22 protein-coding genes are annotated in these 24,277 nt (G+C 66.5%); 12 read left to right on the top strand and 10 right to left on the bottom strand.

The window, feature by feature from the left end:
- Nucleotides 1–65: 65 nt before the first annotated feature.
- On the top strand, nucleotides 66–950 hold the full coding sequence (locus tag ACSQ3P_RS25940) for a DMT family transporter (RefSeq protein ID WP_436168349.1): 885 nt from the start codon (nucleotides 66–68) through the stop codon (nucleotides 948–950).
- Nucleotides 951–1,038: 88 nt separating this feature from the next.
- Nucleotides 1,039–2,727, top strand: a complete 1,689-nt coding sequence (locus ACSQ3P_RS25935; RefSeq protein WP_436168348.1) for an acyl-CoA dehydrogenase family protein — start codon at nucleotides 1,039–1,041, stop codon at nucleotides 2,725–2,727.
- Nucleotides 2,728–2,784: 57 nt separating this feature from the next.
- On the opposite strand, the gene ACSQ3P_RS25930 is transcribed toward ACSQ3P_RS25935, so the two are convergent.
- A complete protein-coding gene (locus ACSQ3P_RS25930; protein ID WP_436168347.1) occupies nucleotides 2,785–3,795 on the bottom strand; it encodes a bile acid:sodium symporter family protein in 1,011 nt (336 codons plus the stop codon).
- Nucleotides 3,796–3,902: 107 nt separating this feature from the next.
- Here ACSQ3P_RS25930 and ACSQ3P_RS25925 point away from each other — a divergent pair, with 107 nt between their 5' ends.
- Nucleotides 3,903–4,802, top strand: coding sequence for a LysR substrate-binding domain-containing protein (locus tag ACSQ3P_RS25925; RefSeq protein WP_436168346.1), 900 nt, complete (start codon nucleotides 3,903–3,905; stop codon nucleotides 4,800–4,802).
- 39 nt (nucleotides 4,803–4,841) lie between these two features.
- Here ACSQ3P_RS25925 and ACSQ3P_RS25920 read toward each other — a convergent pair whose 3' ends face one another.
- The 4 genes from ACSQ3P_RS25920 to ACSQ3P_RS25905 form a co-directional block, all read right to left on the bottom strand.
- Nucleotides 4,842–5,387, bottom strand: a complete 546-nt coding sequence (locus ACSQ3P_RS25920) for a cytochrome b (RefSeq protein ID WP_436168345.1) — start codon at nucleotides 5,385–5,387, stop codon at nucleotides 4,842–4,844.
- 114 nt (nucleotides 5,388–5,501) lie between these two features.
- A complete protein-coding gene (locus tag ACSQ3P_RS25915) occupies nucleotides 5,502–6,839 on the bottom strand; it encodes a GDSL-type esterase/lipase family protein (protein WP_436168344.1) in 1,338 nt (445 codons plus the stop codon).
- Nucleotides 6,840–7,005: 166 nt separating this feature from the next.
- Nucleotides 7,006–7,617 carry a hypothetical protein gene (locus ACSQ3P_RS25910; protein ID WP_436168343.1) on the bottom strand — a complete coding sequence of 204 codons (612 nt, stop codon included), beginning with the start codon at nucleotides 7,615–7,617 and terminating at the stop codon, nucleotides 7,006–7,008.
- Nucleotides 7,618–7,619: 2 nt separating this feature from the next.
- Nucleotides 7,620–9,575, bottom strand: a complete 1,956-nt coding sequence (locus ACSQ3P_RS25905) for a bifunctional 2',3'-cyclic-nucleotide 2'-phosphodiesterase/3'-nucleotidase (RefSeq protein ID WP_436168342.1) — start codon at nucleotides 9,573–9,575, stop codon at nucleotides 7,620–7,622.
- A gap of 112 nt (nucleotides 9,576–9,687) precedes the next feature.
- Here ACSQ3P_RS25905 and ACSQ3P_RS25900 point away from each other — a divergent pair, with 112 nt between their 5' ends.
- Nucleotides 9,688–10,314: a glutathione S-transferase family protein gene (locus ACSQ3P_RS25900; RefSeq protein ID WP_436168459.1), complete on the top strand. Its 627-nt coding sequence runs from the start codon at nucleotides 9,688–9,690 to the stop codon at nucleotides 10,312–10,314.
- A gap of 6 nt (nucleotides 10,315–10,320) precedes the next feature.
- Here the strand turns inward: ACSQ3P_RS25900 and ACSQ3P_RS25895 are convergent, their stop codons facing one another.
- From ACSQ3P_RS25895 to ACSQ3P_RS25885, 3 genes are all read right to left on the bottom strand, one after another.
- Nucleotides 10,321–11,187, bottom strand: a complete 867-nt coding sequence (locus tag ACSQ3P_RS25895) for an FAS1-like dehydratase domain-containing protein (protein ID WP_436168341.1) — start codon at nucleotides 11,185–11,187, stop codon at nucleotides 10,321–10,323.
- A 132-nt stretch (nucleotides 11,188–11,319) separates the two neighbouring features.
- Nucleotides 11,320–12,477, bottom strand: coding sequence for an acyl-CoA dehydrogenase family protein (locus ACSQ3P_RS25890; protein WP_436168340.1), 1,158 nt, complete (start codon nucleotides 12,475–12,477; stop codon nucleotides 11,320–11,322).
- A 119-nt stretch (nucleotides 12,478–12,596) separates the two neighbouring features.
- Complete coding sequence (locus tag ACSQ3P_RS25885) at nucleotides 12,597–13,787, bottom strand: CaiB/BaiF CoA transferase family protein (RefSeq protein WP_436168339.1); 1,191 nt, start codon at nucleotides 13,785–13,787, stop codon at nucleotides 12,597–12,599.
- A 237-nt stretch (nucleotides 13,788–14,024) separates the two neighbouring features.
- Between ACSQ3P_RS25885 and ACSQ3P_RS25880 the strand changes: the two genes are divergently transcribed.
- The 6 genes from ACSQ3P_RS25880 (at nucleotide 14,025) to ACSQ3P_RS25855 (ending at nucleotide 20,314) form a co-directional block, all read left to right on the top strand.
- Entirely contained in the window at nucleotides 14,025–15,329 is a 1,305-nt protein-coding gene (locus ACSQ3P_RS25880; RefSeq protein WP_436168338.1) for an ABC transporter substrate-binding protein, read from the top strand.
- Between the two features lie 176 nt (nucleotides 15,330–15,505).
- Nucleotides 15,506–16,411, top strand: coding sequence for a branched-chain amino acid ABC transporter permease (locus ACSQ3P_RS25875; protein WP_436168337.1), 906 nt, complete (start codon nucleotides 15,506–15,508; stop codon nucleotides 16,409–16,411).
- Nucleotides 16,411–17,358 (top strand): branched-chain amino acid ABC transporter permease, encoded by a 948-nt coding sequence (locus ACSQ3P_RS25870; RefSeq protein ID WP_436168336.1) that lies wholly within the window; start codon nucleotides 16,411–16,413, stop codon nucleotides 17,356–17,358. Before ACSQ3P_RS25875 ends, ACSQ3P_RS25870 begins: the two co-directional genes overlap by 1 nt.
- Nucleotides 17,355–18,104 (top strand): ABC transporter ATP-binding protein, encoded by a 750-nt coding sequence (locus ACSQ3P_RS25865; RefSeq protein ID WP_436168335.1) that lies wholly within the window; start codon nucleotides 17,355–17,357, stop codon nucleotides 18,102–18,104. The genes ACSQ3P_RS25870 and ACSQ3P_RS25865 overlap by 4 nt, the downstream gene beginning before the upstream one ends.
- A gap of 2 nt (nucleotides 18,105–18,106) precedes the next feature.
- Nucleotides 18,107–18,826: an ABC transporter ATP-binding protein gene (locus tag ACSQ3P_RS25860; RefSeq protein ID WP_436168334.1), complete on the top strand. Its 720-nt coding sequence runs from the start codon at nucleotides 18,107–18,109 to the stop codon at nucleotides 18,824–18,826.
- 54 nt (nucleotides 18,827–18,880) lie between these two features.
- Nucleotides 18,881–20,314, top strand: coding sequence for an aldehyde dehydrogenase family protein (locus tag ACSQ3P_RS25855; RefSeq protein ID WP_436168333.1), 1,434 nt, complete (start codon nucleotides 18,881–18,883; stop codon nucleotides 20,312–20,314).
- 214 nt (nucleotides 20,315–20,528) lie between these two features.
- Here the strand turns inward: ACSQ3P_RS25855 and ACSQ3P_RS25850 are convergent, their stop codons facing one another.
- A complete protein-coding gene (locus ACSQ3P_RS25850; protein ID WP_436168332.1) occupies nucleotides 20,529–21,056 on the bottom strand; it encodes an Lrp/AsnC family transcriptional regulator in 528 nt (175 codons plus the stop codon).
- 48 nt (nucleotides 21,057–21,104) lie between these two features.
- On the opposite strand from ACSQ3P_RS25850, the gene ACSQ3P_RS25845 reads away from it, so the two are divergent.
- Together ACSQ3P_RS25845 and ACSQ3P_RS25840 are read left to right on the top strand one after the other, a co-directional pair.
- Nucleotides 21,105–22,289 carry an MFS transporter gene (locus tag ACSQ3P_RS25845; protein WP_436168331.1) on the top strand — a complete coding sequence of 395 codons (1,185 nt, stop codon included), beginning with the start codon at nucleotides 21,105–21,107 and terminating at the stop codon, nucleotides 22,287–22,289.
- Nucleotides 22,290–22,430: 141 nt separating this feature from the next.
- Entirely contained in the window at nucleotides 22,431–23,156 is a 726-nt protein-coding gene (locus ACSQ3P_RS25840) for a class I SAM-dependent methyltransferase (RefSeq protein ID WP_436168330.1), read from the top strand.
- On the opposite strand, the gene ACSQ3P_RS25835 is transcribed toward ACSQ3P_RS25840, so the two are convergent.
- The gene (locus ACSQ3P_RS25835; protein ID WP_436168329.1) at nucleotides 23,143–24,267 is read right to left on the bottom strand and encodes a zinc-dependent alcohol dehydrogenase family protein; all 1,125 of its coding nucleotides are present in this window, start codon (nucleotides 24,265–24,267) and stop codon (nucleotides 23,143–23,145) included. The two genes, ACSQ3P_RS25840 and ACSQ3P_RS25835, sit on opposite strands and share 14 nt — an antisense overlap.
- Nucleotides 24,268–24,277: the final 10 nt, after the last annotated feature.

Here is a 24,277-nt window from a genome sequence, read left to right as displayed (position 1 = left end):
CGTCAGCATGGGGCGACAGGCCGGGCCGTCCGCTTTATCAGGCTGGCATCCGAAAGCCGGTTCCCATGCTCTCTTCCCCCCTGTTCCTGCGGTTCACGCCGGTCATCTTCACCTTCCTCTGGTCGTCAGGCTGGGTCGTCGCCGGCTATTCGGCGCTCTATGCGGATGCGCTGACCTTCCTGGCCGTTCGCTTCGCCTGCGCCGGCGTGCTGCTTGCGGGGCTTGCCTTTGCGCTGCGCGCGCCTTGGCCCAAGGGCCGGCGCGCCATCATCGACTGCATCGTCACAGGTGTCCTGCTGCACGCAGCCTATCTCGGTGGCCTGTGGTGGGCGATCCGCAACGGTCTGCCGACCGGCATTTCCGGCCTGATCGCAGGCCTCCAGCCGATTTTGACCGCGCTGTTCGCGCCGGCGCTCGTAGGCGAGCGGATATCGCCGATCCGCTGGGTCGGCATCCTCTGCGGCTTCCTCGGTATCGCGCTGGTGCTCGAGCCCAAGCTTGTCGGTGTAGAACCCGCGGCACTCTTGGGCATCGTGCTGCCGGTTGCAATCAATGTCCTCGCCATGCTCGCGGTGACCTTCGGGTCCTTCTACCAGAAGGCCCGCATCGTCTCGGGCGATCTGCGCACGGTCACGGCCGTGCAATACGCCACCGCCTTCGTCGTGACGCTGCCCTTCGCCTATGCGCTGGAGCCGATGCGCATCGAGTGGAACCTCACCATGATCCTGGTGCTGGCCTGGTCCGTGCTGGCGCTCTCGCTCGGCGGCGTCGGGCTCTATCTGCTGATGATCCGGCGCGGCGCGATCTCGCGCGTCTCGACCTTCCTCTATCTCGTACCGGTTCTGGTAGCGGGCGAAGCCTGGATTCTTTTCGGCGAGGCGCTGTCGCCGGTTCAGATCGCCGGCGTGGTGGTGACGGTTGTGGGCGTCGTGCTGGCGAGCCGCAAATAGCCGGGGCGACGCGGCCTTTCGCCCAAAGAGGCATTTCTGATTTTTGAAAACTCGCCCTATGCTGCGTCGCAACAAAGGGAGAGAAATCATGAGCGCGAACGCTGCCGCCACATCCGAGGTGCCCGACAGCGCGATCAGCCTGATCGCTGCGGCCCTGCCTGGCTTCGAGACGCTGTTGGAGCAGGCGATCGCGGCCGTGCGCCAGAAGGTCACGAGCGACGGCAAGATTTCCTCAGCGAAGCTCGAAGCCGAACAGCACGCCGCTCACGGTCTCTCCTGGCTTGCGACCTATGTCATGGCGCTGCGCGAGATGAAGGCCTATGGCGAGCGCCTCCAGGCCGAGGGCCGCTACGGCGCGACCGAGGACTACGCCATCCGCATCGGTGCCGGCGAATATGCCGCCCAGATCTTCGGCGGCATCCCGATGAGCCAGGGTGAGATCGTGCGGCTCGGCGCGCTCGGGCTCCCGGCCAAGGCGATCACCGCTGCCCGCTCGGATGCGGCCGAGACGCTGATCGCGGAAGGCAACACGCCCGAGAACCGCGCCCGCCTCGTTTCGCTGTTCAGCCAGGATCACGGTCTGATCAGCGTCGGCGACCCCGGTCTCGACGAGACGCTTGAAGCGATCCGCAGCGAGATGCGCCGCTTCTGCGCCGCCGAGGTGACGCCCCACGCGCATGAATGGCACCTTGAGAACAACTATATCCCGATGCCGGTCGTCGAGAAGATGGCCGAGCTCGGCGTCTTCGGCCTGACCATCCCCGAGGAGTTCGGCGGCATGGGCCTCTCCAAGGTCTCGATGTGCGTCGTCTCGGAGGAGTTGTCTCGCGGCTATATCGGCGTCGGTTCGCTCGGCACGCGTTCCGAGATCGCAGCCGAACTCATCCTCTGCGGCGGCACGGACGCACAGAAGCAGAAGTGGCTGCCCAGGCTCGCTGCCGGCGAGGTGCTGCCGACTGCCGTCTTCACCGAACCCAACACCGGCTCGGACCTTGCCAGCCTGCGCACCAAGGCGGTGAAGCATGGCCAGGGGGATGCGGCTGTCTGGAAGGTCTCGGGCAACAAGACCTGGATCACTCATCCCGTCCGCGCCGACATCATGACGCTGCTGGTGCGCACCGACCCGGATGCGGCCGGCTATCGCGGCCTCTCCATGCTGATCGCCGAGAAGCCGCGCGGTACGGACGAAGACCCGTTCCCGGTTGCAGGCCTGACCGGCGGCGAGATCGAGGTGCTCGGCTATCGCGGCATGAAGGAGTACGAGCTCGCCTTCGACGGCTTCGAGGTGAAGGCGGAAAACCTGCTCGGCGGCGTCGAGGGGCAGGGCTTCAAGCAGCTCATGCAGACTTTCGAGGCTGCCCGCATCCAGACGGCGGCGCGGGCCGTCGGCGTCGCCCAATCGGCCTTCGATCTCGGCCTGAAATACGCCCAGGATCGCATCCAGTTCGGCAAGCCCCTGATCGCCTTCCCGCGCGTTGCCGACAAGCTCGCCATGATGGCGGTCGAGATCCTGATCGCTCGCCAGCTCACCTATTTCGCCGCCCGCGAGAAGGACGCCGAGCGCCGCTGCGATCTCGAGGCCGGCATGGCCAAGCTGTTGGGCGCCCGTGTCGCCTGGGCCGCAGCCGACAACGCGCTGCAGATCCATGGTGGCAACGGTTTCGCGCTGGAATACCCGATCAGCCGTGTGCTCTGCGACGCACGCATCCTCAACATTTTCGAGGGCGCGGCGGAAATCCAGGCGCAGGTGATCGCGCGCAGGCTGGTGGAAGGGTGAGGCGGCTGGAGCCGGTTTCTTTTCCAGTGCAGCCTCCGAAAGAGGCTCCTTGACGCGTCAGCTTCGCGCCACCGCCTCGCTGCCTGCCAACACAGACGCCGGCGCGTTCGCCGCGGCATAGCGCTTCGCCAGCACGGCGCAGGCGATGAGCTGGATCTGGTGGAACAGCATCAGCGGCAGCACGATCAGCCCCACCGACTGGCCGGCGAAGAGGATGCTCGCCATCGGCAGGCCGCTCGCCAGGCTCTTCTTCGAGCCGCAGAAGACGATGGTGATCTCGTCGGGCCGGGAGAAGCCGAGTGCGCGCGACAGCAGGCGGGTGCCGGCGAGCACGGTCGCGAGCAGCAGCACATTGACCAGGACCAGGGCGCCGAGCTGCTCCAGATCGAGCTGATGCCAGATGCCCTGGGTCACACCCTCGCTGAAGGCGGTGTAAACGACGAGCAGGATCGAGCCGCGATCGACGAAGCCGAGCATGCGCTTGTGGCTGGCGATCCAGCCGCCGATCCAGGGCCGCAGCAGCTGGCCGGCGGCGAAGGGCAGCAGCAATTGCACCAGGATGTCGCCGACGGCGCCGGCCTGGAAACCGTGCCCCTGCGTGGTCAGGAGCAGCGCCGCCAGCAGCGGCGTGATCACGATGCCGATGAGGTTGGAGGCCGAGGCCGCGCAGAGCGCCGCCGGCACATTGCCGCCGGCGATCGAGGTGAAGGCGATCGAGGACTGCACGGTGGAAGGCAGCACGGAGAGGAAGATCAATCCCGTCCACAGGCCGGGCGTCAGCAGGGACGGCATCAACAGGCGCAGGAGCAGGGCGATCGCCGGGAAGGCGAGGAAGGTCGCCGCCAGCACGAGGCTGTGCAGCCGCCAGTGGCGCAAGCCCTCCAGCGCGGCGCTGGGCGCGAGCCGCGTGCCATAGAGGAAGAATAGCAGGCCGATGGCGAGGTTGGTGACGAGGCCGACGACATGCGCGCCCTCGCCATGGGCCGGCAGGACGGAGGCGAAGGCGACCGTGCCGAGCAGCGCCATGATGTAAGGGTCTGGCGCGAAGCGGGCGAGCAGGGATCGCATCGGGAGCACTCCATGATTGGGAGCCGCTATATCCCGCGTTTCGGCCTATGACGGAACGCCACATGATATGCTAATTGTCATTGCGTTTCGCAATGAAGGCGATGGCCATGCCGCACCCTTTCGACCCCGTCCTGCTGCGCAGCTTCATCGCGGTGGTGGAGGAGGGCGGCTTCACCCGCGCGGCCGCGCGCCTCAATCTCGGCCAGCCGACCGTCAGCCACCATGTCCGGCGCTTGGAGGAGGCGGCCGGCCGCAGGCTCCTGAGCCGCGACACGCATTCGCTGGAAACCACCGTCGATGGCGATGCGATGCTGGGCTTCGCCCGCCGTATCCTCGATGCAGACATGCAGGCCAGGAGCTACTTCACCGGTGCCAAGACGCGCGAGAGGCTGCGTTTCGGCGCCTCGGAGGATTTCGTGCTGTCGGGCCTGCCCGATCTGCTGCGCGATTTCGTGCGTGGTCATCCCCTCGTCGATCTCGAACTGACCGTGGGGTTGAGCGAAACGCTCTATGAGACGCTGGACCACGGTGCGCTCGACCTGATCTTCTGCAAGCGCCGCGAGGGGGATGGCCGTGGCCGCTCGGTGCTGCGTGACGATCTCGCCTGGGTCGGGGCGGGGCAGGCGCTCGACCCGGAGCAGCCCGTGCCGCTCGTGCTCTATCCGCCGCCCAGCGTCACGCGCGAGATCGCCATCGCGACGCTCGACCGCGCCGGCCGTTCCTGGCGCATTGCCTGCACCTCGGGCAGCCTGAGCGGGCTTGGTGCCGCTGTCTTTGCCGGTCTCGGCGTGATGCCGCATTCGCGCCGGCTGATGCCGCAGGGCCTCACCGATGTATCGGCCGCCAGCGGCCTGCCGGCGCTCGGCCAGGTCGAGTTCGTCGTGGTCGGCTCGGCGCGCGTCCTGCGCGGCCCGGCGGCAGCCCTCGCCGATGCCCTGGTCGAGAGCCGGGGCAGGCTGACCCGGATGCGCCTGATGGCGGCGGCCAATGTCGCGGGCGGCGTTTAAGGGCGCCGTCGTCTCCGGGGGGCGACGTCTCGCCCGCGCTTACGGCAGCATCCTGCGCAGCACGCCATCCTTGCGGACGAGATGGTGCCAGAGCGCCGCCAGCGCATGCACGGCGGCGAGGCCGATCAACGCATAGGCCGCCCATTCGTGGATTTCGCGGACGGGCCGCGACAGCGCACGGTCGACCGGCGGTGCGAAGGGCGGGATTGCGAAGAGACCGAAATCCAGCCCCTGTCCGCGCATGATCGCATAGCCGAGGCCGATCGCCGGCACGGCGAACATCAGCACGTAGAGGCCGAAATGGCCGAGCCCGGAGGCACGTTCGACCAGCGGCGAAAGCTCGTTCGAGGGTGCTGGGCGATGGCCTTGTCGCCAAAAGATCCGCAGCAGGACCAGGGCCAGGATGGTGATGCCGATCACCTTGTGGGTCTCGACGATTCCGTGCTCCCAGCTCTTCGGAAAGGCGTCGACGACAAGGCCCAGAATGAAGGTGACGACGATCAGCAGCGCCATCGACCAATGCAGCCCGCGCGCGACGCGGTCATAGGCGGGTGCTGTCTCGATCTTGGGTGAAGCTAACGTCATGAAGCAGGTCGCCTTCATATTTTGGAATTGTTCCAAACTAAGTTGGGCGACCATGCTTTGAAAGTTAAACTTTGCTCATGTTGCCGCGCCCGGGCGCGGCCTCGACGGAGGCGGCTATGGCTGCCGTTTCAGCCCCGGCACGACCACTGCGGGATCGATGGCGAAGCCCATCGCCTGGTAGCCTGTCCGATTGGGGTGGAGCTTGTCGCCCGGCCCGCCCGTCGTCGCTTCCGGCACGAAGGCGGGTTTGAGGCCACCGGTCGCGGGATCGAGCGTCGCCACGTCGAAATCGACCACGGCGTCGAAGCTGCCCGGGCTGCGGATGAAGGCGTTCAGGGCCTTGCGCTTCTCGTCCTGCTCGGGGTGGCCATGGGCCGCGCTCGTACTGCCGAGGGCCGATACGACCGTCGCCCCCACCACGCGGATGCCGCGCGCCCGCAGCTTGGCGATGCCGTCGCGCATGGCGTTCTGAACGGATTCCGTCGCTGCGTTGCCGTTCTTGCTGAAATCATTGATGCCTTCCAGCCAGATCAGGCTGGTGACGCCCGAGAGCGAGAGCACGTCGCGCTCCAGCCGCTGGATTGCGGCCGGGCCGCCCGGAAAGGGCTTGGCCGGCGAATACTCGGCCGGTCCCGCGATCTGGTTGCCGCCGATGCCGGCATTCACCACGGCGACGCGGTTCACGCCGAAATGTCGGGAGAGCCGGCGCGCCAGCACGTCGGGCCAGCGATCGTCGCCGTTCATGGTCGAGGCCGTGCCGTCCGTGATCGAATCGCCGAAGGCGACGACCACTGGCGTGTCGGCCGGCGCCTGCATGTCGAGCGCATCGACGAAGAACCAGGAGGCGGTGGGATGGATGAACGCGTCCTCGCCTTCGTCGGCGCCCTTGGCCCCGGCGCGCGGCGCGGTGACATAGGAGGTCTGCAGCGCCTTGGCGTGCCAGGTCATCGGGCCGCTTTCGCCCGTGACATGCAAGGAGACCGCGAGCTTGCGGCCCTGCAACAGCGGCGAGGCCGGATCGCTCGCGAAGGGCAGCTCGACTGGGTCGCTCCAGGCCGATGCACCGGGCTCGAGCGTCACCGAGGCCTTGCCGGCGAAGGTTGCGGGCCGATTGCTGCCGGGAACGAGCGCGGCCGAGCCGAGCTGGAGCCCGATATGGACATCGTCGAAGGTCACGGGCCTCGTGCCGAAGGCATTGGTCAGGCGGATCCGGGCCTGTCGCCCCCATAGGCTCGGGCGCAGGATCAGGCGAAAGCTCTGATCGTTCGCGCCTGCAGCCGGATCGGGAAAGGCGAAGCGCTGGTCGGGTTGGGCTGAAGGGTTGCCGATGGGGTAGGGGCCTTGCGCGGAGGCGACCCAACTCGTCTTCCAGGCAAGAGTGCCCGATTGCGCCATGGCGTCGCCCGCCAGTCCCGATAGAAGCGTCATGATGGCCAAGATGATCCGCAGCATGTGGTCCTCCCGATTTTTTCAGGAGCATGCTGGCTCGCAGGAGATGCGGCAAGTGCTTGGGCTCAGAAGTGCTTGGGCCACAAGTCTTTGGGCTCACAAGTCCTTGGGCTCATCCGAGCAGTAGCGTGCCGCGCGTGAGCTAGCGGGACAACACCCTAACTCGCTCTCACGGCCAGTTCAGCCGGACCTCGACGACGACCGGCTTCACCGCCCGCATCCGTGCGTCGGCCGAACTGAACGGCCTGTCGCCCGAAATCGCCTCCATTGCCAGGAAGCCGGGCTCGGGATCGAACCGGAGCGATAATTCGCAGCCACCGTCGGGCTTGGCGAGGCGGCCGCCTTTCCAGTCCCCGGCATGGCCGCCCCGGTCCCAGCCGAAGCCCAGAATCTCGAAGGGGCGGCCATTCGCGGCTTCCACCTCGGCAAGCGTCATGCCCTGGCGGATCGAAGGCTGCGCGCCGGGCACATCGATACGCCAGATGGCGCCCAGTGGGATGCTGATCGAGGCAGGCCGGCTGCGCGCCTTGCTGTCGTGCCAGAGTACCTGGAGCCGCCGTTTCCGGTCGCGCGGATAGACGATCGTTCCCGCTTCGGTCATGCCCTCGCCGACATCGATCTCGGCGCGCGCGACATTCTGCTGTCCGAACGCCTTGACCAGCGCCGCCTCGTTGGCGCTGCGGGCGAAAGGGCCAATGCAACTCAGCACCTCGGGCTGCTGGGCAAAGCAGGTCGCCGCGAGAGGCAGGCAGAACGAGAGCGCGGCGGCAAAAGCCCTCACGCTCAGCCCCTCAACCGCCACTTCGCAAAGCCCTCGCCGCCATCGCCCGCAGCCTCCGCCTTCAGCGCCGCCGGCAGCTTTCCGGCGGCAGCCGGCGAGGTGACGAAGGTGGCGTTGACGCTGGCCGGCAAGGGCGCGATCGCCCAGTTGCCATCGGCCTTGGGATCGATCGTCTTCTTCTCCAGGATGTAGCGCACGACCACGTCGCGGTTGAGGTCGGGCGCTTCCAGCACCACGGTCGTCTTGGTGCCCGGGAAATTGCCGCCGCCCGAGGCGCGGTAATTATTGGTGACGACGATGAACTCGGCTGCCTCGTCGATCGGCTTGCCCTGGAAGGAGAGGTCGACGATGCGGTGGGAGTCGGGCGCGACGAGCTTGCCGTCGCCGTCATAGCGCGAGGCCTTGGTGACATCGATGTGATAGGTTACGCCGTCGATCACGTCGAAATTGAAGGCCGGGAAGCCCTGGTTGATCAGCGGCTGCTCCTCGGTCCTGGCGGGGTCGATGCGGTTGAAGATGCCCGCCGAGCGCTCCAGCCATTCGCGCACCTGCGCACCGGTGATTTTCACGATCTGCACGGTGTTCGGGTAGAGATAGATGTCGGCGATATTCTTGAGCGCCAACGGCCCGGCGGGAATGTCGGTGAAGAAGGCCGGCCCCGCCCGCCCGCCGGATTTGAACGGTGCGGCGGCCGAGAGGATCGGCAGCGCCTTCATCGGCGTCTGCGCCATCAGCCCCTTGGCATAGGCCGCCTGGGCGTCGGTGACGATCTGGATCGAGGGATCGTCGGTGACCAGCGCGAAGAAGCTGTTGATCGGGCTGAGCGTCGCGCCGACCGGCTCGCGCATATAGCTCAGCGTCGCCTCGTGGTCGGTCTTCACGGAGGCGAGAATGGCGGCCTCGGCTGCGGCCTTGGGCACGATCTTGCGGTCGGGCGTACGCTCGTAGATCGGCCGCGGCTCGACCTTGAAATCGGCGATCTGCCAGCGCTCGCCGCGCTTTTCGAGATCGAGGTCGATGATGCCGAGATGCGAACCCCAGAAGCCGGGCTGGCAGGCCGGCTTGCCATGCAGCGAGCCCTTGACGTTGTCGACGCCGGCAATGCCGTCGAAGGCCTTGCCGCCGGGGAAGACCAGATGCTGGTGGCCGGTCAGGATGACGTCGATGCCGTCGAGCTTGGCCAGATGCAGCGCCGCATTCTCCTCCATGCCCTTGCGCTCGCCGCCCGCGATGCCGGAATGGCAGAGCGCCACGACGATGTCGGGCGTGGCCTTCATCAGCTCCGGCAGATGCTTCGTCGCCGCATTGACGATGTCGCCCGCGACCAGCTTGCCGTCGAGATTGGCCTTGTCCCATTGCATGATCTGCGGCGGCACGAAGCCGATCACGCCGATCTTGAGGACATGCTGGGCGCCGGATTCATCCTCGAAGCTTTGCTCGAACAATCGCCAGGGATCGACCAGCGGATAGCCGCTGGTCAGCTCGATATTGGCGCAGACCAGCGGGAACTCGGCCTTGGCGATGCCGTTGTCGAGGAATTCGAGCCCATAATTGAACTCGTGATTGCCGAAGGTGCCGCAGGTATAGGGCAGGGTGTTCATGGCGGCGAGCATGGGGTGGGTGTCGCCGGCCTTCAGCCCCTTCTTGTAGGCGATGTAGTCGCCCAGCGAAGAGCCCTGCAGGAAGTCGCCATTGTCGAACAGCATGCTGTTCTTGACCTCGGCCTGGGCCACCTTGATCAGGTTCGCGGTCTTGGCGAGGCCGACCGTGTCGTCAGCAGCATCGCGGAAATAGTCGTAAGGCACGACATTGACGTGGAGATCGGTCGTCTCGAGCAGGCGCAGTTTCAACCGTGCCGGGGCTTGGGCGGTGGCGATCGCGGGCAGGGCAGCGCTTGCGGCTATCGCGGCTCCGGCCTTCAGCGTGTCACGGCGGTTGAATTGCGTTTCGCGTGACATAGCCGGCTCCTGATCTCGTTGGGCGGACAAAAGGCTAGCATTGCGGCGCTGGCGTGACACGTGGAAGATGACGCTGTTCCGGCCGGAAGGCGGCAATTCGACAAGGCGCGCGATGATCCTGATTGGCCAGTATGATTCTCCGTTCGTGCGGCGCGTCGCCATTGCGTTGAAGCTCTACGGCCTGCCTTTCGAGCATCGGCCCTGGTCGGTCTTCGGCGACGCCGACAAGATCCGGACCTATAATCCGTTGACGCGCGTGCCGACGCTGGTGCTGGACGATGGCGAGGTGCTGGTCGACAGCCCGAGCGCGATCGATTTTCTCGACAGTCTCGTGCCGGCCGAGCGCGCGCTGTTTCCGCGGCAGGAACCGGCCCGGCATCGCGCTGTGAGGGTCGCGGCGCTCGCCATGGGGCTCGCCGACAAGGCCGTTAGCCTGTTCTACGAGCTGCGGCTGCACCGCGAGATCTCGGATCTCTGGGCCGACAGGTGCCGCGTCCAGATCCTCGGCGTTCTCGGCGCCCTCGAAGCCGACCGCGCCGGCAGGCCGAGCGACTCTTGGTTCGGCGGCGGGATCGGCCATGCCGATATCGCCGTTGCGGTCGCGCTGCGCTTTCTGGGCGAGGCGCATCCGGGGCTGGTCTCCTGGGCCGAATACCCGGCGCTTGCCGCCCATGCCGCCCGGCACGAAGCCCTGCCGCTGTTCCAGGAGATCTCCCAGCCCTTCATTCCGCCGTCCTGAGATGCGTCAGCCCGCCCGGCTGACACCTTCCATGCGAAGGCGCCCATCCGCCCCTTCAGTCCAGGCCTTGATCGCGCCATCGGGCAGCCGCCTGGCCTTCACCTTGAAGGGCTCGCCGGCGATCAGCGGGCTGACGCCGCGATAATCGAACTTGATCGGCTCACCGCCCGAGAGCGTTGCGATGATGTTGAGCATCAGCGTCGCCTGGATCGGCCCATGCACGACGAGGCCGGCATAGCCTTCCTCGCTCGTGACATAGGGGTGATCGTAATGGATGCGGTGGCTATTGAAGGTGATCGCCGAATAACGGAACAGGAAGACCGGGCTCGACGCGACCTCCCAGACGAGATCGGCGGCTTCCGGCTCGGCTAGGGCAGGCGTCTCGATTGGGGCGGGCGCAGCCGCCGGATCGCCCGGTTTTGCCGCCTCGCGATAGACGATATCGTGGCGCTCGCGCAGCGCCACGCCGCGCTCCGTGACGATCTCGTGATTGACCGCGACGAAGCAGAGCGGCCCGGTGCGGCCTTCCTTGAAGCTGATATCGGCGATGCTGGAGCGGCGCGTCACCAGATCGCCTTCGCGCAAGGGAGCGAGCGTCTCGATCGTCCCGCCGGCCCACATCCGGCGCGGCAGCGGCACCGGTGGCAGGAATTCTCCCTTGGCGGCATGGCCGTCGCTGCCGATCGCGTTCATCGGCGAAATCGGCGGCGCCAGGCACCAATGCAGGGCGAGCGGTGCCTCGCCCTCGGGATAAGGCGCCAGATGCGGCGCGAAGGTCGCCGCAAAACTCTGCACGAGACGCGGCGTCACGATGTCGGACGCCTCCATCGACTTGCCGATCCAGCTGCGCAAGGACGCGATATCGAAGGTCACGGCAGATCATCCTGAGAATTCGCCAGCGTGAGTCGGCTGGCGTGGTTTTCGAGAACCGGAGCGGAACGGACTTTCGTCCGTGAGCACCGGAAGCGCAGAAGGCCGCGTCAGACGGCCTCGCTGGTAGAATTGTCAGTATGATCTGGGCATGCCCAGCACGTGCTCGGCGAGATAGGACAGGATCAGATTGGTCGAGATCGGCGCGACCTGGTAGAGCCGGGTCTCGCGGAACTTGCGTTCGATGTCGTATTCCTCGGCGAAGCCGAAGCCGCCATGGGTCTGGATACAGGCATTGGCCGCCTCAAAAGAGGCATCCGCCGCCAGCATCTTGGCCATGTTGGCTTCCGCCCCGCAGTTTTCGCCAGCCTCATAGAGCCTGACCGCCTCGCGCACCATCAATTCGGCTGCGCGCATATTGGCGTAGGCCTTGGCGATCGGGAACTGGACGCCCTGGTTCTGGCCGATCGGCCGGCCGAAGACCTGGCGCTCTTTGGCGTAGCCGGAGGCCTTCTCGATGAACCATTTCGCATCGCCGACGCATTCGGCGGCGATCAGGATGCGCTCGGCGTTCATGCCCGACAGGATGTAGCGGAAACCTTTGCCCTCCTCGCCGATCAGGTTTTCCGCCGGCACGCGGACATTGTCGAAGAACACCTCGGTGGTGGCGTGGTTCATCATCGTGCGGATCGGCGCGATGGTCAGGCCGGCCTTCAAGGCCTCGCGCATGTCGAGCACGAAGACGGAGAGACCGTCGGTACGCTTGGCGACCTCCTCACGCGGGGTGGTGCGGGCGAGCAGCAGCATCAGGTCCGATTGCGCCGCCCGGCTCGTCCAGATCTTCTGGCCGTTGACGACGTAATGGTCGCCCTCGCGTCGCGCAGTCGTGCGCAGCGATGTCGTGTCGGTACCGCTTGTCGGTTCGGTGACGCCGAAGGCCTGCAAGCGCAATTCACCTGAGGCGATCCTGGGCAGATAGCTTTGCTTCTGCCCAAGTGAGCCGTGCCTGAGCAGCGTGCCCATGATGTACATCTGCGCATGGCAGGCGGCGCCGTTGCAGCCCTGGCGCTGGATCTCCTCCATGATCACGGTGGCGGCCGAGAGTGAGAGGCCCGCCCCGCCATACTCCTCCGGGATCAGCGCCGAGAGGAAGCCGCTTTGCGTCAGCGCACCGACGAACTCTGTCGGATAGGCCATCTCGCGATCGAGCTTGCGCCAGTATTCGCCGGGAAAGCCGGCGCAGAGTTTCGCGACGGCGTCGCGGATATCGGTCTGATCTGAAGTCTGCTGCATGATCTTTCGTGGCTCGTCTTGCTGCTGTGGCTGACCAACCTCTGCGTCATCCCGGACAAGCGGCGAAGCCGCGCCGATCCGGGATCCATCGTAGAGCCAGACGCGTCAAAGGATTGGCCCTACGATGGATCCCGGGTCTGCGCTGCGCTTGCCCGGGATGACGGTGAGGTTCTGGCGGGCGACGGCCCGCCCCCGAACTCGGCCCGCAACGCCTCGTCATGCTCGCCGAGCGCCGGCACGCGCCGCATCGCGATGCGTTCGCCATCGACGATCACCGGCGGCGCCAGCACCTCGACGGGGCCGGCCGGTGTCTCCACCGTGAGCGTGGTCGCCGCGACATGCGTGATCAGGTCACCGACGCTGGAGACCGTGCCATAGGCGATGGCGTGGCGGTCGAGCGCGGCGGCAACCTCGGCGAAGGGCCGCGCGCTCAGGATCGCTCCGATCGCGGCATCGAGCGCCTTGCGTTCGCGCACGCGCAGCACATTGCTGGCGTAGCGCGGCTCCCTCGCCAGCGCCTCGCTGCCCAGCACCTCGCGCGCCAGGATCTGCCATTCGCGTTCGCTCTGGATCGAGATCAGGATGTTGCCGTCGGCGGTGGCGAAGACGCCATAAGGGGCGATCGAGGGATGGGCGAGACCGACGCGCGGCGGCTCGATGCCGCCATAGCGGCGCGTCAGGTAAGGCACGTTCATCAGGTCGCCGAGCGTGTCGAACAGCGAGAGCTGGATCGCCGAGCCCTGGCCGGTCCGCGCCCGCCGCAGCAGTGCTTCCAGGATCGCCGCATAGGCGGTCTGTCCCGTTGCGATGTCGGCGATCGAGACGCCGATGCGGGAGGGGCCGGAATCCTCGGTTCCGGTGATGGCCGAAAGCCCCGATTCCGCCTGCACCAGCAGGTCATAGGCCTTGCGGCTGTGATGCGGCGTGCCGGGCGCGTAGCCGGAGATGTCGCAGGTGATCAGCCTGGGATAGCGCTGGCGCAATTCGGTCGCGCCCAAGCCCAGACGCGTCGTCGCGCCTGGCGCGAGATTCTGGATGAAGACATCGGCTTGCGCCAGCATCGCCTCGACCATGGCGCGGTCGTCTGGCTGCTTCAGGTCGACCCGGCAGGATTCCTTGCCGCGATTGATCCAGACGAAATAGGAGGACAGGCCTCGGGCGTAGTCGTCATAGCCGCGCGCGAAATCGCCCTCGGCCCGCTCCAGCTTGATGACGCGCGCGCCCGCATCGGCGAGCTTGCAGGTTGCGGTCGGCACCGCCACCGCCTGCTCCAGCGCCACCACCAGAATTCCATCGAGAGCATTCGTCATCGTTGAGCCGGCCTGTCTTTGATACGGCCGAAAGCGACCATCTCGACGCCGCAAGTCAAATAGCGTTTTGCGATGGGAACCATAGCGAAATCCGGGCGGGTAGCGGCGTTCTATAGGTTCTCGCTATGGCCTTCATCGCTTTATCCTTCTTGTGGCTTTCATCCGCCCATGCGCCCCTTCGGCCCAGGCAGCGCGCCGCCAAGAGCGCGTTCCATGAGGAATCCAGGGAGAAGAAACATGGTCAGGACGAAGCTGGCGGCCGCGCTGTTTGCGGCAACGGCGCTGCTGGGATTGCCGGCCGCCGCGCAGGAGAAGCCGAAGGAGCTGGTCGTGGGCATCGCGACCTTCCTGTCGGGGCCGGCCTCGGTCTTCGGCGTGCCCGGCAAGAACGCGGCGGATCTGTTCTTCGAGGAGATCAACGCCAAGGGCGGCATTTTGGGCGTGCCGGTGAAACCGGTCTATGTCGATGAGGGCGCTGGTACCAACCAGCTGATCTCCGAATATCGCCGCGTCGTGCAGGATCAGGGCGCGCAAATCATGCTGGGCGCGATCTCGTCGGGCTCCTGCAATGCGCTTGCCCCCGTCGCCGAGGACCTCAAGGTCGTCAATGTGATGTGGGATTGCGGCACTCAGACCATCTTCGAAGAGGGCAAGTGGAAATACTCGGTCCGCACACAAGGCCATGCCGGCGCCGAGATGATGGCGACGCTGCTCTACCTGATGAAGGTGAAGCCCGACTTCAAGACGGTCGCCGTGGTCAACCAGGACTATGCCTGGGGCCGTGAATCCTGGGCCTTGCTCCAGGCCGGCCTCAAGGCGCTGAAGCCCGATGTGAAGATCGTCGCCGAGCTCTTCCCGAAATTCGGCGCGCCCGATTTCTCAACCGAGATCACCAGGCTTTCGGCGCTGCGGCCCGATGTCGTGATCTCGACCTCCTGGGGCGGCGATCTCGACACCTTCGTGCAGCAGGCGGCGGCTCGCGGGCTGCTGAAGCAGTCGACCTTCGTGCTGCCTTTGGCCGAGAGCTCGCTGGAGCGTCTGGGCGCCGTCCTGCCGGAGGGCGTCATCGTCGGCTCGCGCGGCGACCACTATTTCCTGCATCCGAAATACAAGAACACCGCCGAGATGCAGGCTTTCGTGAAGGCCTACAAGGCCAAGACCGGCACCTATCCGATCTATCCGACCTTCCACATGAACCAGGCCGTGACCGGGCTGGTGAAGGCCTATGAGAAGGCCGGAGCCGCGGCTGGCGGCAAATGGCCGAGCAAGGAGCAGGTGATCGCAGCCTTCCAGGGGCTGGAGTTCAAGTCGTTGACCGGCACCATCACGATCCGCTCCGACCATCAGGGGCTGGAGGATCAGATGCTGGGCACGACCAAGCGCGTGCCGGAATACCCCTTCGCGGTCTACGACAAGATCGCGCTCTACCCCGGCAAGCTGGTGACCACGCCGCTCGGCGAGAAGTCGCTCGACTGGTTCGCCAAGGTCAAGCCGGAGCTGGTCAACGACAAGTCGATCGAGACGTTTGACTACGTGAAGTGACGGCCTTCGCCTGACAACACCCTCCGCCGTCATCCCGGACAAGCCGCGCAAGCGGCGCCGATCCGGGATCCATTCCTGAGCTGTTCCGGAATGGATCCCGGGTCTCCGCTTCGCTGCGCCCGGGATGACGGCGCGAGATTTCGCGGTTGAATCGAAAACCCAAGAACGATCCCTAAATGCCTCCAGAAATGATCCTTCTCGCCGCGCTCGACGGCCTGGCCTATGGCTCGCTGATCTTCCTGGTCGCGGTCGGGCTGTCGCTGATCTTCGGCGTGCTCGGCGTGCTCAACGTCGCCCATGGCTCGTTCTACGCAATCGGCGCCTATGTCGCGGCCTCGGCCGTGCTGGCGGCGGCCGGGATGGGACTGCCGACCTGGCTGGCCTTCCCCCTGTTCCTGATCTCGGCCGTTCTCGTCGGCGTGGTCGTCGGCGGCACGGTCGAGGCGCTGCTGCTGCGGCGCATCTACGGCAAGGAGGAGGTGCTGCAGCTGCTCGTCACCTTCGCCGTCTTCATGATCCTGGAGGATGCGCAGAAGGTCGTCTTCGGCACGCAGCCGCTCTTCGCCAATGCGCCGATGAACTGGCTCGGCACCGTCGAGGTCTTCGGCATCTTCTATACCAGCTATCAGCTCATCCTGATCCCGCTGGTGGCGCTTGCCGTGCTGCTGGGCCTGCGCTGGTTCCTGCGCCGGACGAGCTTCGGGCGCGCCATCATCGCGGTGACGCAGGACCGCGAGGCGGCGATGGCGATGGGCATCGACGCGACCCGGATCTACCTCTTCACCTTCATCATCGGCGCGAGCCTGGCGGCGCTCGGCGGGGCGCTGTCCTCGGCCACCACCTCGCTGACGCCCGGCATCGGTTCAGGCATGATCGTGCTGTCCTTCGCGGTCGCGGCCACGGCCGGGCTCGGTCGTATCGAGGGCGCGGCGGTGGCGGCGCTGATGATCGGGCTCGGGCGCTCGGCCGCGGTCTATTTCGCGCCGGAATTCGACGTGCTGATCCCCTATCTCATCATGGTCGTCGTGCTGCTGATCAAGCCGGAAGGCCTCTTCACCACCGTGCAGACGAGGAAGGTCTGATGTCGCGCCAATATCTCATCGGCGCGGGGCTCCTGATCGCGCTCGTCGCCTTCCCGCTGCTCTCACCCTGGTCGACGGTGATCCTGACGGTCGCGCTCTGCGAGGGTCTGGCGGCGCTCGGCATCCTGGTGCTGCTGCGCGCCGGCCAGGTCTCCTTCGGCCATGGGCTCTATTTCGCCTTCAGCGCCTATGTCGTCGCCTTCATGGCCGCAGCCCATCTCGGCCATGAAGTCCTGCTGCTGGTGCCGATCGCGACCGCCGCCTCGGGGCTCGTCGCGGCACTGGTCGGCCTGTTCATCGTGCGCTACCGGGCGATCTTCTTCGGCATGCTGAACCTCGCCATCTCGATGGTGTTCTTCTCGCTCCTGGAGAAGCTGTTCTCGATCACCGGTGGGGCCGACGGCAAGCGCGTGCCGCGCCCGACGCTCCTGGGCATGACGCTGGAGCGCGAGAGCTTCGAGTTCTGGATGTTCTACATCACCCTGGCGCTGGCCGCTGTCGCCGCGCTCTTCGTGGCGCGTTACCTGGCCTCGCCCGGCGGCAAGGCGCTGGAGGCAATCAAGTCGAATGAGACCAGGCTCGAATATCTCGGCGTCTCCAGCCGCAAGGTGCTCTATGGCGCCTATCTCCTGTCGGGCTTGCTGGCGGGGCTGGGCGGGGCGGTCATTGCGCTGGTCTCAGGGCATGTCACGCCGGAGCTGGCCTATTGGGTGCGCTCGGGCGAGTTCGTCTTCATCGCCATTCTCGGCGGGGTCGGCGGCGTCGCCGGCCCGTTCCTGGGCGCGCTGATGTTCCAGATCATCCGCGGCTATGCGGCGGTCTATGCGCCCGAGACCTGGCACGCCGTGCTCGGAGTGATGCTGCTGGTAATCATCTTCTTCGCGCCGAGCGGGCTCTACGGGCTGATTGCGGGCCGCAAGCGCGCCTCCGGGGAGGCCGCGCGATGAGTGAGTTCATCCTCGAAGCCCGCGACCTCGAACTGCGCTTTGGCGGCGTGCAGGCCGCCAATGGCGCGAGCTTGCAGGTGCGCGCCAATGAGCGCATCGCCATCATCGGCCCCAACGGCGCCGGCAAGACCACTTTCATCAATCTCTGCACCGGCTACATCAAGCCGCAGTCGGGCAGGGTCATCTTCGCTGGCCAGGATATCACGGCGCTCTCGTCGCGCGCGATCACCCGGCTCGGCATCGGCCGCTCCTTCCAGATCCCGCAGCTCTTCCTCGAGAACACGGTGATCGAGAACCTGCTGCTGGCGCTGAGCGCCCGCGAGGGCAGCTGGTCGCCTTTCCTCAAGCTCACCAGGCATCCCAAAATCGATGAGATGTGGGCGCTGCTCGAGATCGTCGGGCTGAAGGACACCGGCCACCGTATCGTGCGCGAATTGCCGGAGGGCATGCGCAAGCTGATCGACATCGCGGTTGCGCTCGCATTGAAGCCGAATCTGATCTTCATGGACGAGCCGACCAGCGGCGTGTCCAGCCATGAGAAGTTCCAGGTCATGGACACGTTGACCCGCGCACTCGACGCCCGCGCCACCACCGCGATCTTCGTTGAGCACGACATGGATGTGGTCGCGCGCTACGCCAATCGCGTCGCCGTCTGGTCGGGCGGCAGGATCGCGCTGGAAGGCTCGCCCGAGGAGATCCTGAACCATCCGGACGTCCGCGAGAGCGTGATCGGGGAGGTCGTCTGATCATGCCGCGCACCAAGGACATCCTGGAGATCAAGGGCCTCTCGGCCGAGATCGAAGGCGTGCAGGTCTTGCGCAAGGTCGATTTCGCCCTGGCCGAGGGCGCGACGGTCGCCCTGATCGGCCGCAACGGCGCCGGCAAGACCAGCCTGCTGCGCGCGATCATGGGCTTCATGAAGGTCACGGGCGGCGCGATCGCCTTTGACGGCAGGCCGCTGCTGGAGGTGAAGCCGCATGAGCGGCCGCGGCTGGGCATAGGCTATGCGCCCGAAGATCGCCGCCTGTTCTCGACCTTCACCATCGAGGAGAATATCCGCCTGCCGGCCGAGGTGATGAAGCTCGGCGCGCCCGAGATCGCGCGGCGGCTCGAGGGCATCTACGCCGTGCTGCCGGAACTCGCGGATCTCCGCCATCGCCCTGCGGCGGGCCTCTCCGGCGGGCAGGGCAAGATGGCGGCGCTGGCGCGCGCGCTGATGATCGGTAATCGGGTGATCCTGCTCGATGAGCCGTTTCAGGGGCTGGCCCCGGTGCTGGCCAACCGCTATGCCGCTGCCCTGCGCACCCTGCGCGACAGCCATCCCGAGATCGCCTTGCTGATCACCGAATCCAACCCCAGCCTGCTGCGCAATTTCGCCGAGCGCGCTTACGCGATCGAGCGCGGCGAGGTCACCGAAGTCGAGGGTGGGCTCGCGGCGAGTTCGCTGGCGGCGGCGGGGATGCATTGAATTCAAATCCCTCTCCCTTGGGGGCGGGGAACTGAGACCGACGGAGAAACGCCCATGAATCAGCACTTCATCAACGGCCGCTATGTCGCTGGCCAGACGGGCGAAACCATCGCCAAGCTGGCCCCCGCGACGGGCGAGGAATTCACCCGCATCGCCTGCGGCAACGCCGCTGACATCGACGCCGCGGTCAAGGCCGCCCACGCCGCCTTCGACGGCGCCTGGGGCAAATTGACGGCAGCCGAGCGCGGCCGGTTGATCTCGAAGCTCGGGCTCAAGCTGCAAGACCATTTCGACGAGCTCGCCAAGCTCGAGGCGCGCGACACCGGCAAGCCGATGGCGCAGGCCAGGGCCGATATCGACGCGACCGCCCGCTATTTCGAATTCTATGGCGGCGCTGCCGACAAGGTGCATGGCCACGTCATTCCATTCCTGAACGGCTACAGCGTCAGCGTGGTGCATGAGCCGCATGGCGTCACCGGCCATATCCTGCCCTGGAACTATCCGGCGCAGATGTTCGGCCGCTCGCTCACCGCCTCCCTCGCCATGGGCAATGCGGTCGTGCTGAAGCCGGCCGAGGATGCCTGCGCCACGGCCTTCCGCCTTGCCGAACTCGCGAGCGAGGTCGGCTTTCCCGACGGTGCGATCAACGTCGTCGCGGGGCGCGGCCATGAGGCCGGCGCGGCGCTTTCCTCGCATCCGGGCATCGCCTTCATGTCCTTCACCGGCTCGCCCGAGGTCGGCAAGATGGTGCAGCATGCCTGCGCCGACCACCTGATCCCCTGCACGCTCGAACTCGGCGGCAAATCGCCCCAGATCGTCTTTGACGATGCCGATTTCGATGCCGCGGTGCCGATCGTCTGCAAGGCGATCGTCCAGAACACCGGGCAGACCTGCTCGGCCGGCAGCCGCGTGCTGGTGCAGAAGACCGTCTATGACGCGTTCGTCGGCGCGGTCGCCAAGCAGTTTTCGAAGCTGCGCGCCGGCGCGCCGGAGATGGATCTCGATTGCGGCCCGGTGATCAATGCCAAGCAGCGCGGTCGCGTGCAGAGCTTCATCGACCAGGCGCGCGAGCAGGGCATCCCGGTGCTGGCCGAGGGACAGATCGCCCAGGGCGTGCCCAATGGCGGCTTCTACGTCACGCCGACCCTGTTCGGCCAGGTGCCGCGCGGCAACCGGCTGGAGCAGGAGGAGGTCTTCGGGCCGGTGCTGTCCGCCTTCTCCTTCGAGGATGAGGAGGACGCCATCAAGCTGGCCAATTCGACCGATTACGGCCTCGTCGCCGCCGTCTGGACTAGGGATGGCGGCCGCCAGCAGCGCGTCTCGCGGCGCGTCCGGGCCGGCCAGGTCTTCATCAATGGCTATGGCGCCGGCGGTGGCATCGAACTGCCCTTCGGCGGCACCGGCAAGAGCGGCCATGGCCGCGAGAAGGGCTTCATCGCGCTGGAGGAGTTCGCGGTGACCAAAACGATCGTGCACAAGCACGGCTGAGGCGAAGGCTGGCGCCGCGAGCGCCAGATCACATTACATTCGGGCGGCATCGTCCGAATGTAAAAAGAACATGTTAGATTCCGGTCGTTTAGAGCGTTTCTCCTGCGAAGGGCCGGCTCCCGCTTTTTCGCCTCCTGCTCTAGCTCCTTGTTTTATCGCATTTTCTTCACGCGAACCGGTGTCCACTTCGCTCGAAAATGCTCTAGGAGCGCTTTCAAGCGGTTTTGATGCGCGCCGGCCATTCGCTGGTGATCCCCGGCTGAACCGGGCGTTCCAGATAGGTCGAGAGCACGACATAGCTGCGGGTCGCGGTGACGCCGGGCACATCGTAGATCTTCGCCAGCAGGCCTTCGAGCGCATGCGTGCTCTCGGTGCGCACCTTCAGCAGCATGCAGGTGTCGCCCGCGACGGAATGGATTTCCTCGACCTCGGGATGCGTCTCGATCGCCATCAGCGCCGTGGTCTTGCCCCAGCCGGTGGTGTCGACATGGACGAAGGCGAGGAGCGTCTTGCCCGTGGCCTCCGGTTCGATCAGCGCGGCGATCCGCCGGATCGCGCCGGAGCGGCGCAATCGCTTGACACGCTCATGCGCCGCCGGCGGCGAGAGGCCGACGCGCTCGCCCAATTCGGCGTAGCTCGTGGTCGCGTCTTCGACCAGAACGCCTAACAGCTTTCGGTCCATGGCATCGAGTTCTCGCTCGGAACCACGGCTGCGCCGAACCCCATCTGTTTTTTCAAGCATTCGATGATCCCGCATTGAGCTGGAATGGTATTCGGTCATTCTGGGATAATGACGAACAGCAATCAAATCATATCCGCCTCACCCCGGATTCCCGCTGCCGCCTATGCGCTGTGCCTGTGCATCGGTCTGATCGGGGCGAATTCGCTGGCGCTGGCGCCGATCGCGCCGCAGGTGGCGGCGAGCTTCGGCAGCGACGTGCCGACGGTGATGTCGGCCTCGGCCGCCTTCGGCATCGGCACGGCGGCGAGCGCGCTCTTGCTCGCCGGGCTGATCGACCGGTTCGGTCCCGGCCGGATCCTGCGTTTTTCCTTGCTGGTCTTCATCGCTGCGCTCGCAGCGAGCGCGGCGGCGCCCGCCCTTCCGGCCTTCATCGCCGCGCAGGGGCTGGCGGGTCTCGCCGCTGGTGTCGCCTTGCCGTCGATCTACACTCTGGCTGCATTGGCGTCGCCCGCGGGCCGCGAAAGCGACACGCTGGGCGTCGTGCTCTCCGGCTGGACGCTCAGCATGGTCGCCGGCGTCTCCCTCTCGGCGGTGATCGCCGACCTCATCGGCTGGCGCATGGTCTATGGCATCGTCGTCGCGGCCGGCCTTGCCGCCGTGACCGGCATCGCGACGTTGGCGGCGAAGGGGGCTGCGGCCGGGCGGAGCGCGCCATCGCCGCTCTCGGCACTGCGCATTCCGGGCATCGCACCGCTGCTCTGCGCCTGCGCCGCCTTCATGGCCTCCTTCTATGGCGTCTATGGCTATATCGGGGATCATCTGCACCAGGGGCTCCGCCTGCCGGTGAGCGCCGGTGGCCTGCTCGCCTTGTGCTATGGCCTCGGCTTTGGCGCGGCGGCCTTCCTCGATCGTTGGATCGATCGCTTCGGCCCGGCCCGGCTGCTGCCGGCGTTGTTCATGGCTGTCTGCGGCATCTATCTGCTGATGGCGGCCGCCGCTGCCTCCTATGTCGCGCTGCTCGCTGTCGCCTTCGTTTGGGGCATGGCCAATCATGCGGCCTTGAACGTGCTGATCGTCCGGCTCGCCGCGCTCGACCCCGCCCGCCGCGGCGCGATCATGGGGCTCAACAGCGGCGTGACCTATCTCGCGCTCTTCGTCGGGACCACGGGGTTCGGGCCGCTTTATGCCCGCGCCGGCTTTGCGGCGCTGGCTGGGCTCGCGGTCGTGCTGATGCTCATGGCGGCGTTGGCCGCAGGGCTTGCGCCGCGCAGCTCCGCGACCAGCCGCCTATGATTCTAAGCCGCCGATGAATCTAAGCCGGCAGAGAGGCTTGCGGATCGAGGGCGAGAGCTACTAAACGGCGAGAGAAGCGGCGCAAGGTCGGAAAATGCGACCTTGCGCCGGCTCGCCGTCAGAGCAACCATCGCCAGAATCATGAATCGACCCGCAGGCGACACCCTCGAGATCCTCGAAAGCCTCTTTGCACCGTTGCAGGGGCGGCGGATGCTCGATATCGGCTGCGGTGGCGGCCATCTCATGCAGGGCCTCGTCGAACGTGGCGCGCGTGTCGCCGGGATCGATATCGACGAGACTGCGGTTGAGGCGGCGCGCCGTGCGGTGCCGACCGCCCATGTGCAGAAGGCCGGCGCAGAGCAGCTGCCCTTCAACGACGCGAGCATCCATGTCGCGATCTTCCTCAACAGCCTGCACCATCTGCCGGTGCCCAACATGCTGCTTGCTCTGGAAGAGGCGGCCCGCGTTGTCGGCAAGGGCGGCAGCGTCGTCGTCATCGAGCCCTTGTCCGAGGGCACGTTCTTCGATGCGCTGCGGCTGATCGAGGACGAGACGGCGGTGCGCCAGGCCGCGCAGGATGCGATCACCCGCGCCGGGCGGCGCGGCATCCTGAGCGAGTGCCGGTGCATGGAATATGACCGTGTCGAGGCGTTTGCCGATGCCTCGGCCTTCATCGAGCGCGCCGTCGGGGTCGATACGACGCGCCAGGATCGGGCCAGGGAGGCGCTGGGGAAGATGCTGGCCCGGTTCGAGACGCTCTCGGAGCGGGACGTGCGCGGCTATCTGCTGCGCCAGCCCCTGCGGCTGCACCATCTCAAGGTGCCGGTCGGCCCGCCACCGGTCGTCAACCCGCTCACATACGGATGACGTGCCGGATCGTGCGCCCCTCGTTCAGTGCGTCGAATCCCTCATTGATGCCGTCCAGCCCGCTGGTGCTGGTCAAGAGCTTGTCGACCGGCAGCTTGCCGCGCAGGTAAAGCTCGATGAAGCGCGGGATGTCGCGCACCGGGATGCAGGAGCCCACATAGGACCCCTTCAGCGTGCGCTCCTCGCCGACGAGCTTGACTGGTGCGAGCGAGAGCGTATGCGCCGGGTTGGCGAGCCCGGCGGTGGTGGTCGTGCCGCCGCGCCTGGTGATCTGATAGGCGAGGTCGAGCGCCTTGACCGAGCCCGCCATCTCCAGCCCATGATCGACGCCGCCCTTGGTCGCCGCCCGGATCGCCTCGATCACGCCGGGGTCACCGGCATTGAACGTATCGGTCGCGCCCAGCTCGCGCGCGATCGCGAGCTTGTCCTGCGCGAGATCGACCGCGATGACGCGCGAGGCGCCGCAGGCGGCAGCTCCCATCAGCGCGCTCAGGCCCACCCCGCCGAGGCCGACGACGGCGACCGTTTCGCCGGCGCGGATCTTTGCCGTGTTCACCGCTGCGCCGACGCCGGTCAGCACGGCGCAGCCGAACAAGGCCGCGATCTCATGGGGGATGTCGGCCTCGATCTTCACCAGCGAATGGCGCGAGATCACGGCATATTCGGCAAAGGCGGAGACGCCGACATGGTGATGCACCGGCTTACCCCCCGCGGAGAGCCTTCGCCCACCGCCGATCAATTCACCGATGCCGTTGGCGGCGTTGCCGGGCTCGCACAGGGCAGGGCGCCCCTCGCTGCAAGGGGAGCAATGCCCGCAGGAGGGCACGAAGACCATGATGACGCGGTCGCCCTGCTTGAGGTCCTGCACGCCCGGCCCGGCCTCGACCACTTCGCCCGCCGCTTCATGGCCGAGCACCATGGGGACGGGGCGAGGGCGGTTGCCGTCGATCACCGAGAGGTCGGAGTGGCACAGGCCCGCCGCGCGCACCCTGACCAGAACCTCGCCGGGGCCGGGCGGCGCGAGCTCGACCTCCTCGATCGACATCGGCTTGCTCAGCGCATAGGGCGCGGCGACAGGGCTGGCATTCAGGACGGCGGCACGGATTTTCAAAGGCGTGTTT

Source organism: Allobosea sp. LjRoot9 (genome assembly GCF_964252745.1).
Lineage (GTDB): Bacteria > Pseudomonadota > Alphaproteobacteria > Rhizobiales > Beijerinckiaceae > Allobosea.
This window is presented reverse-complemented; position numbering and strand designations above follow the sequence as displayed.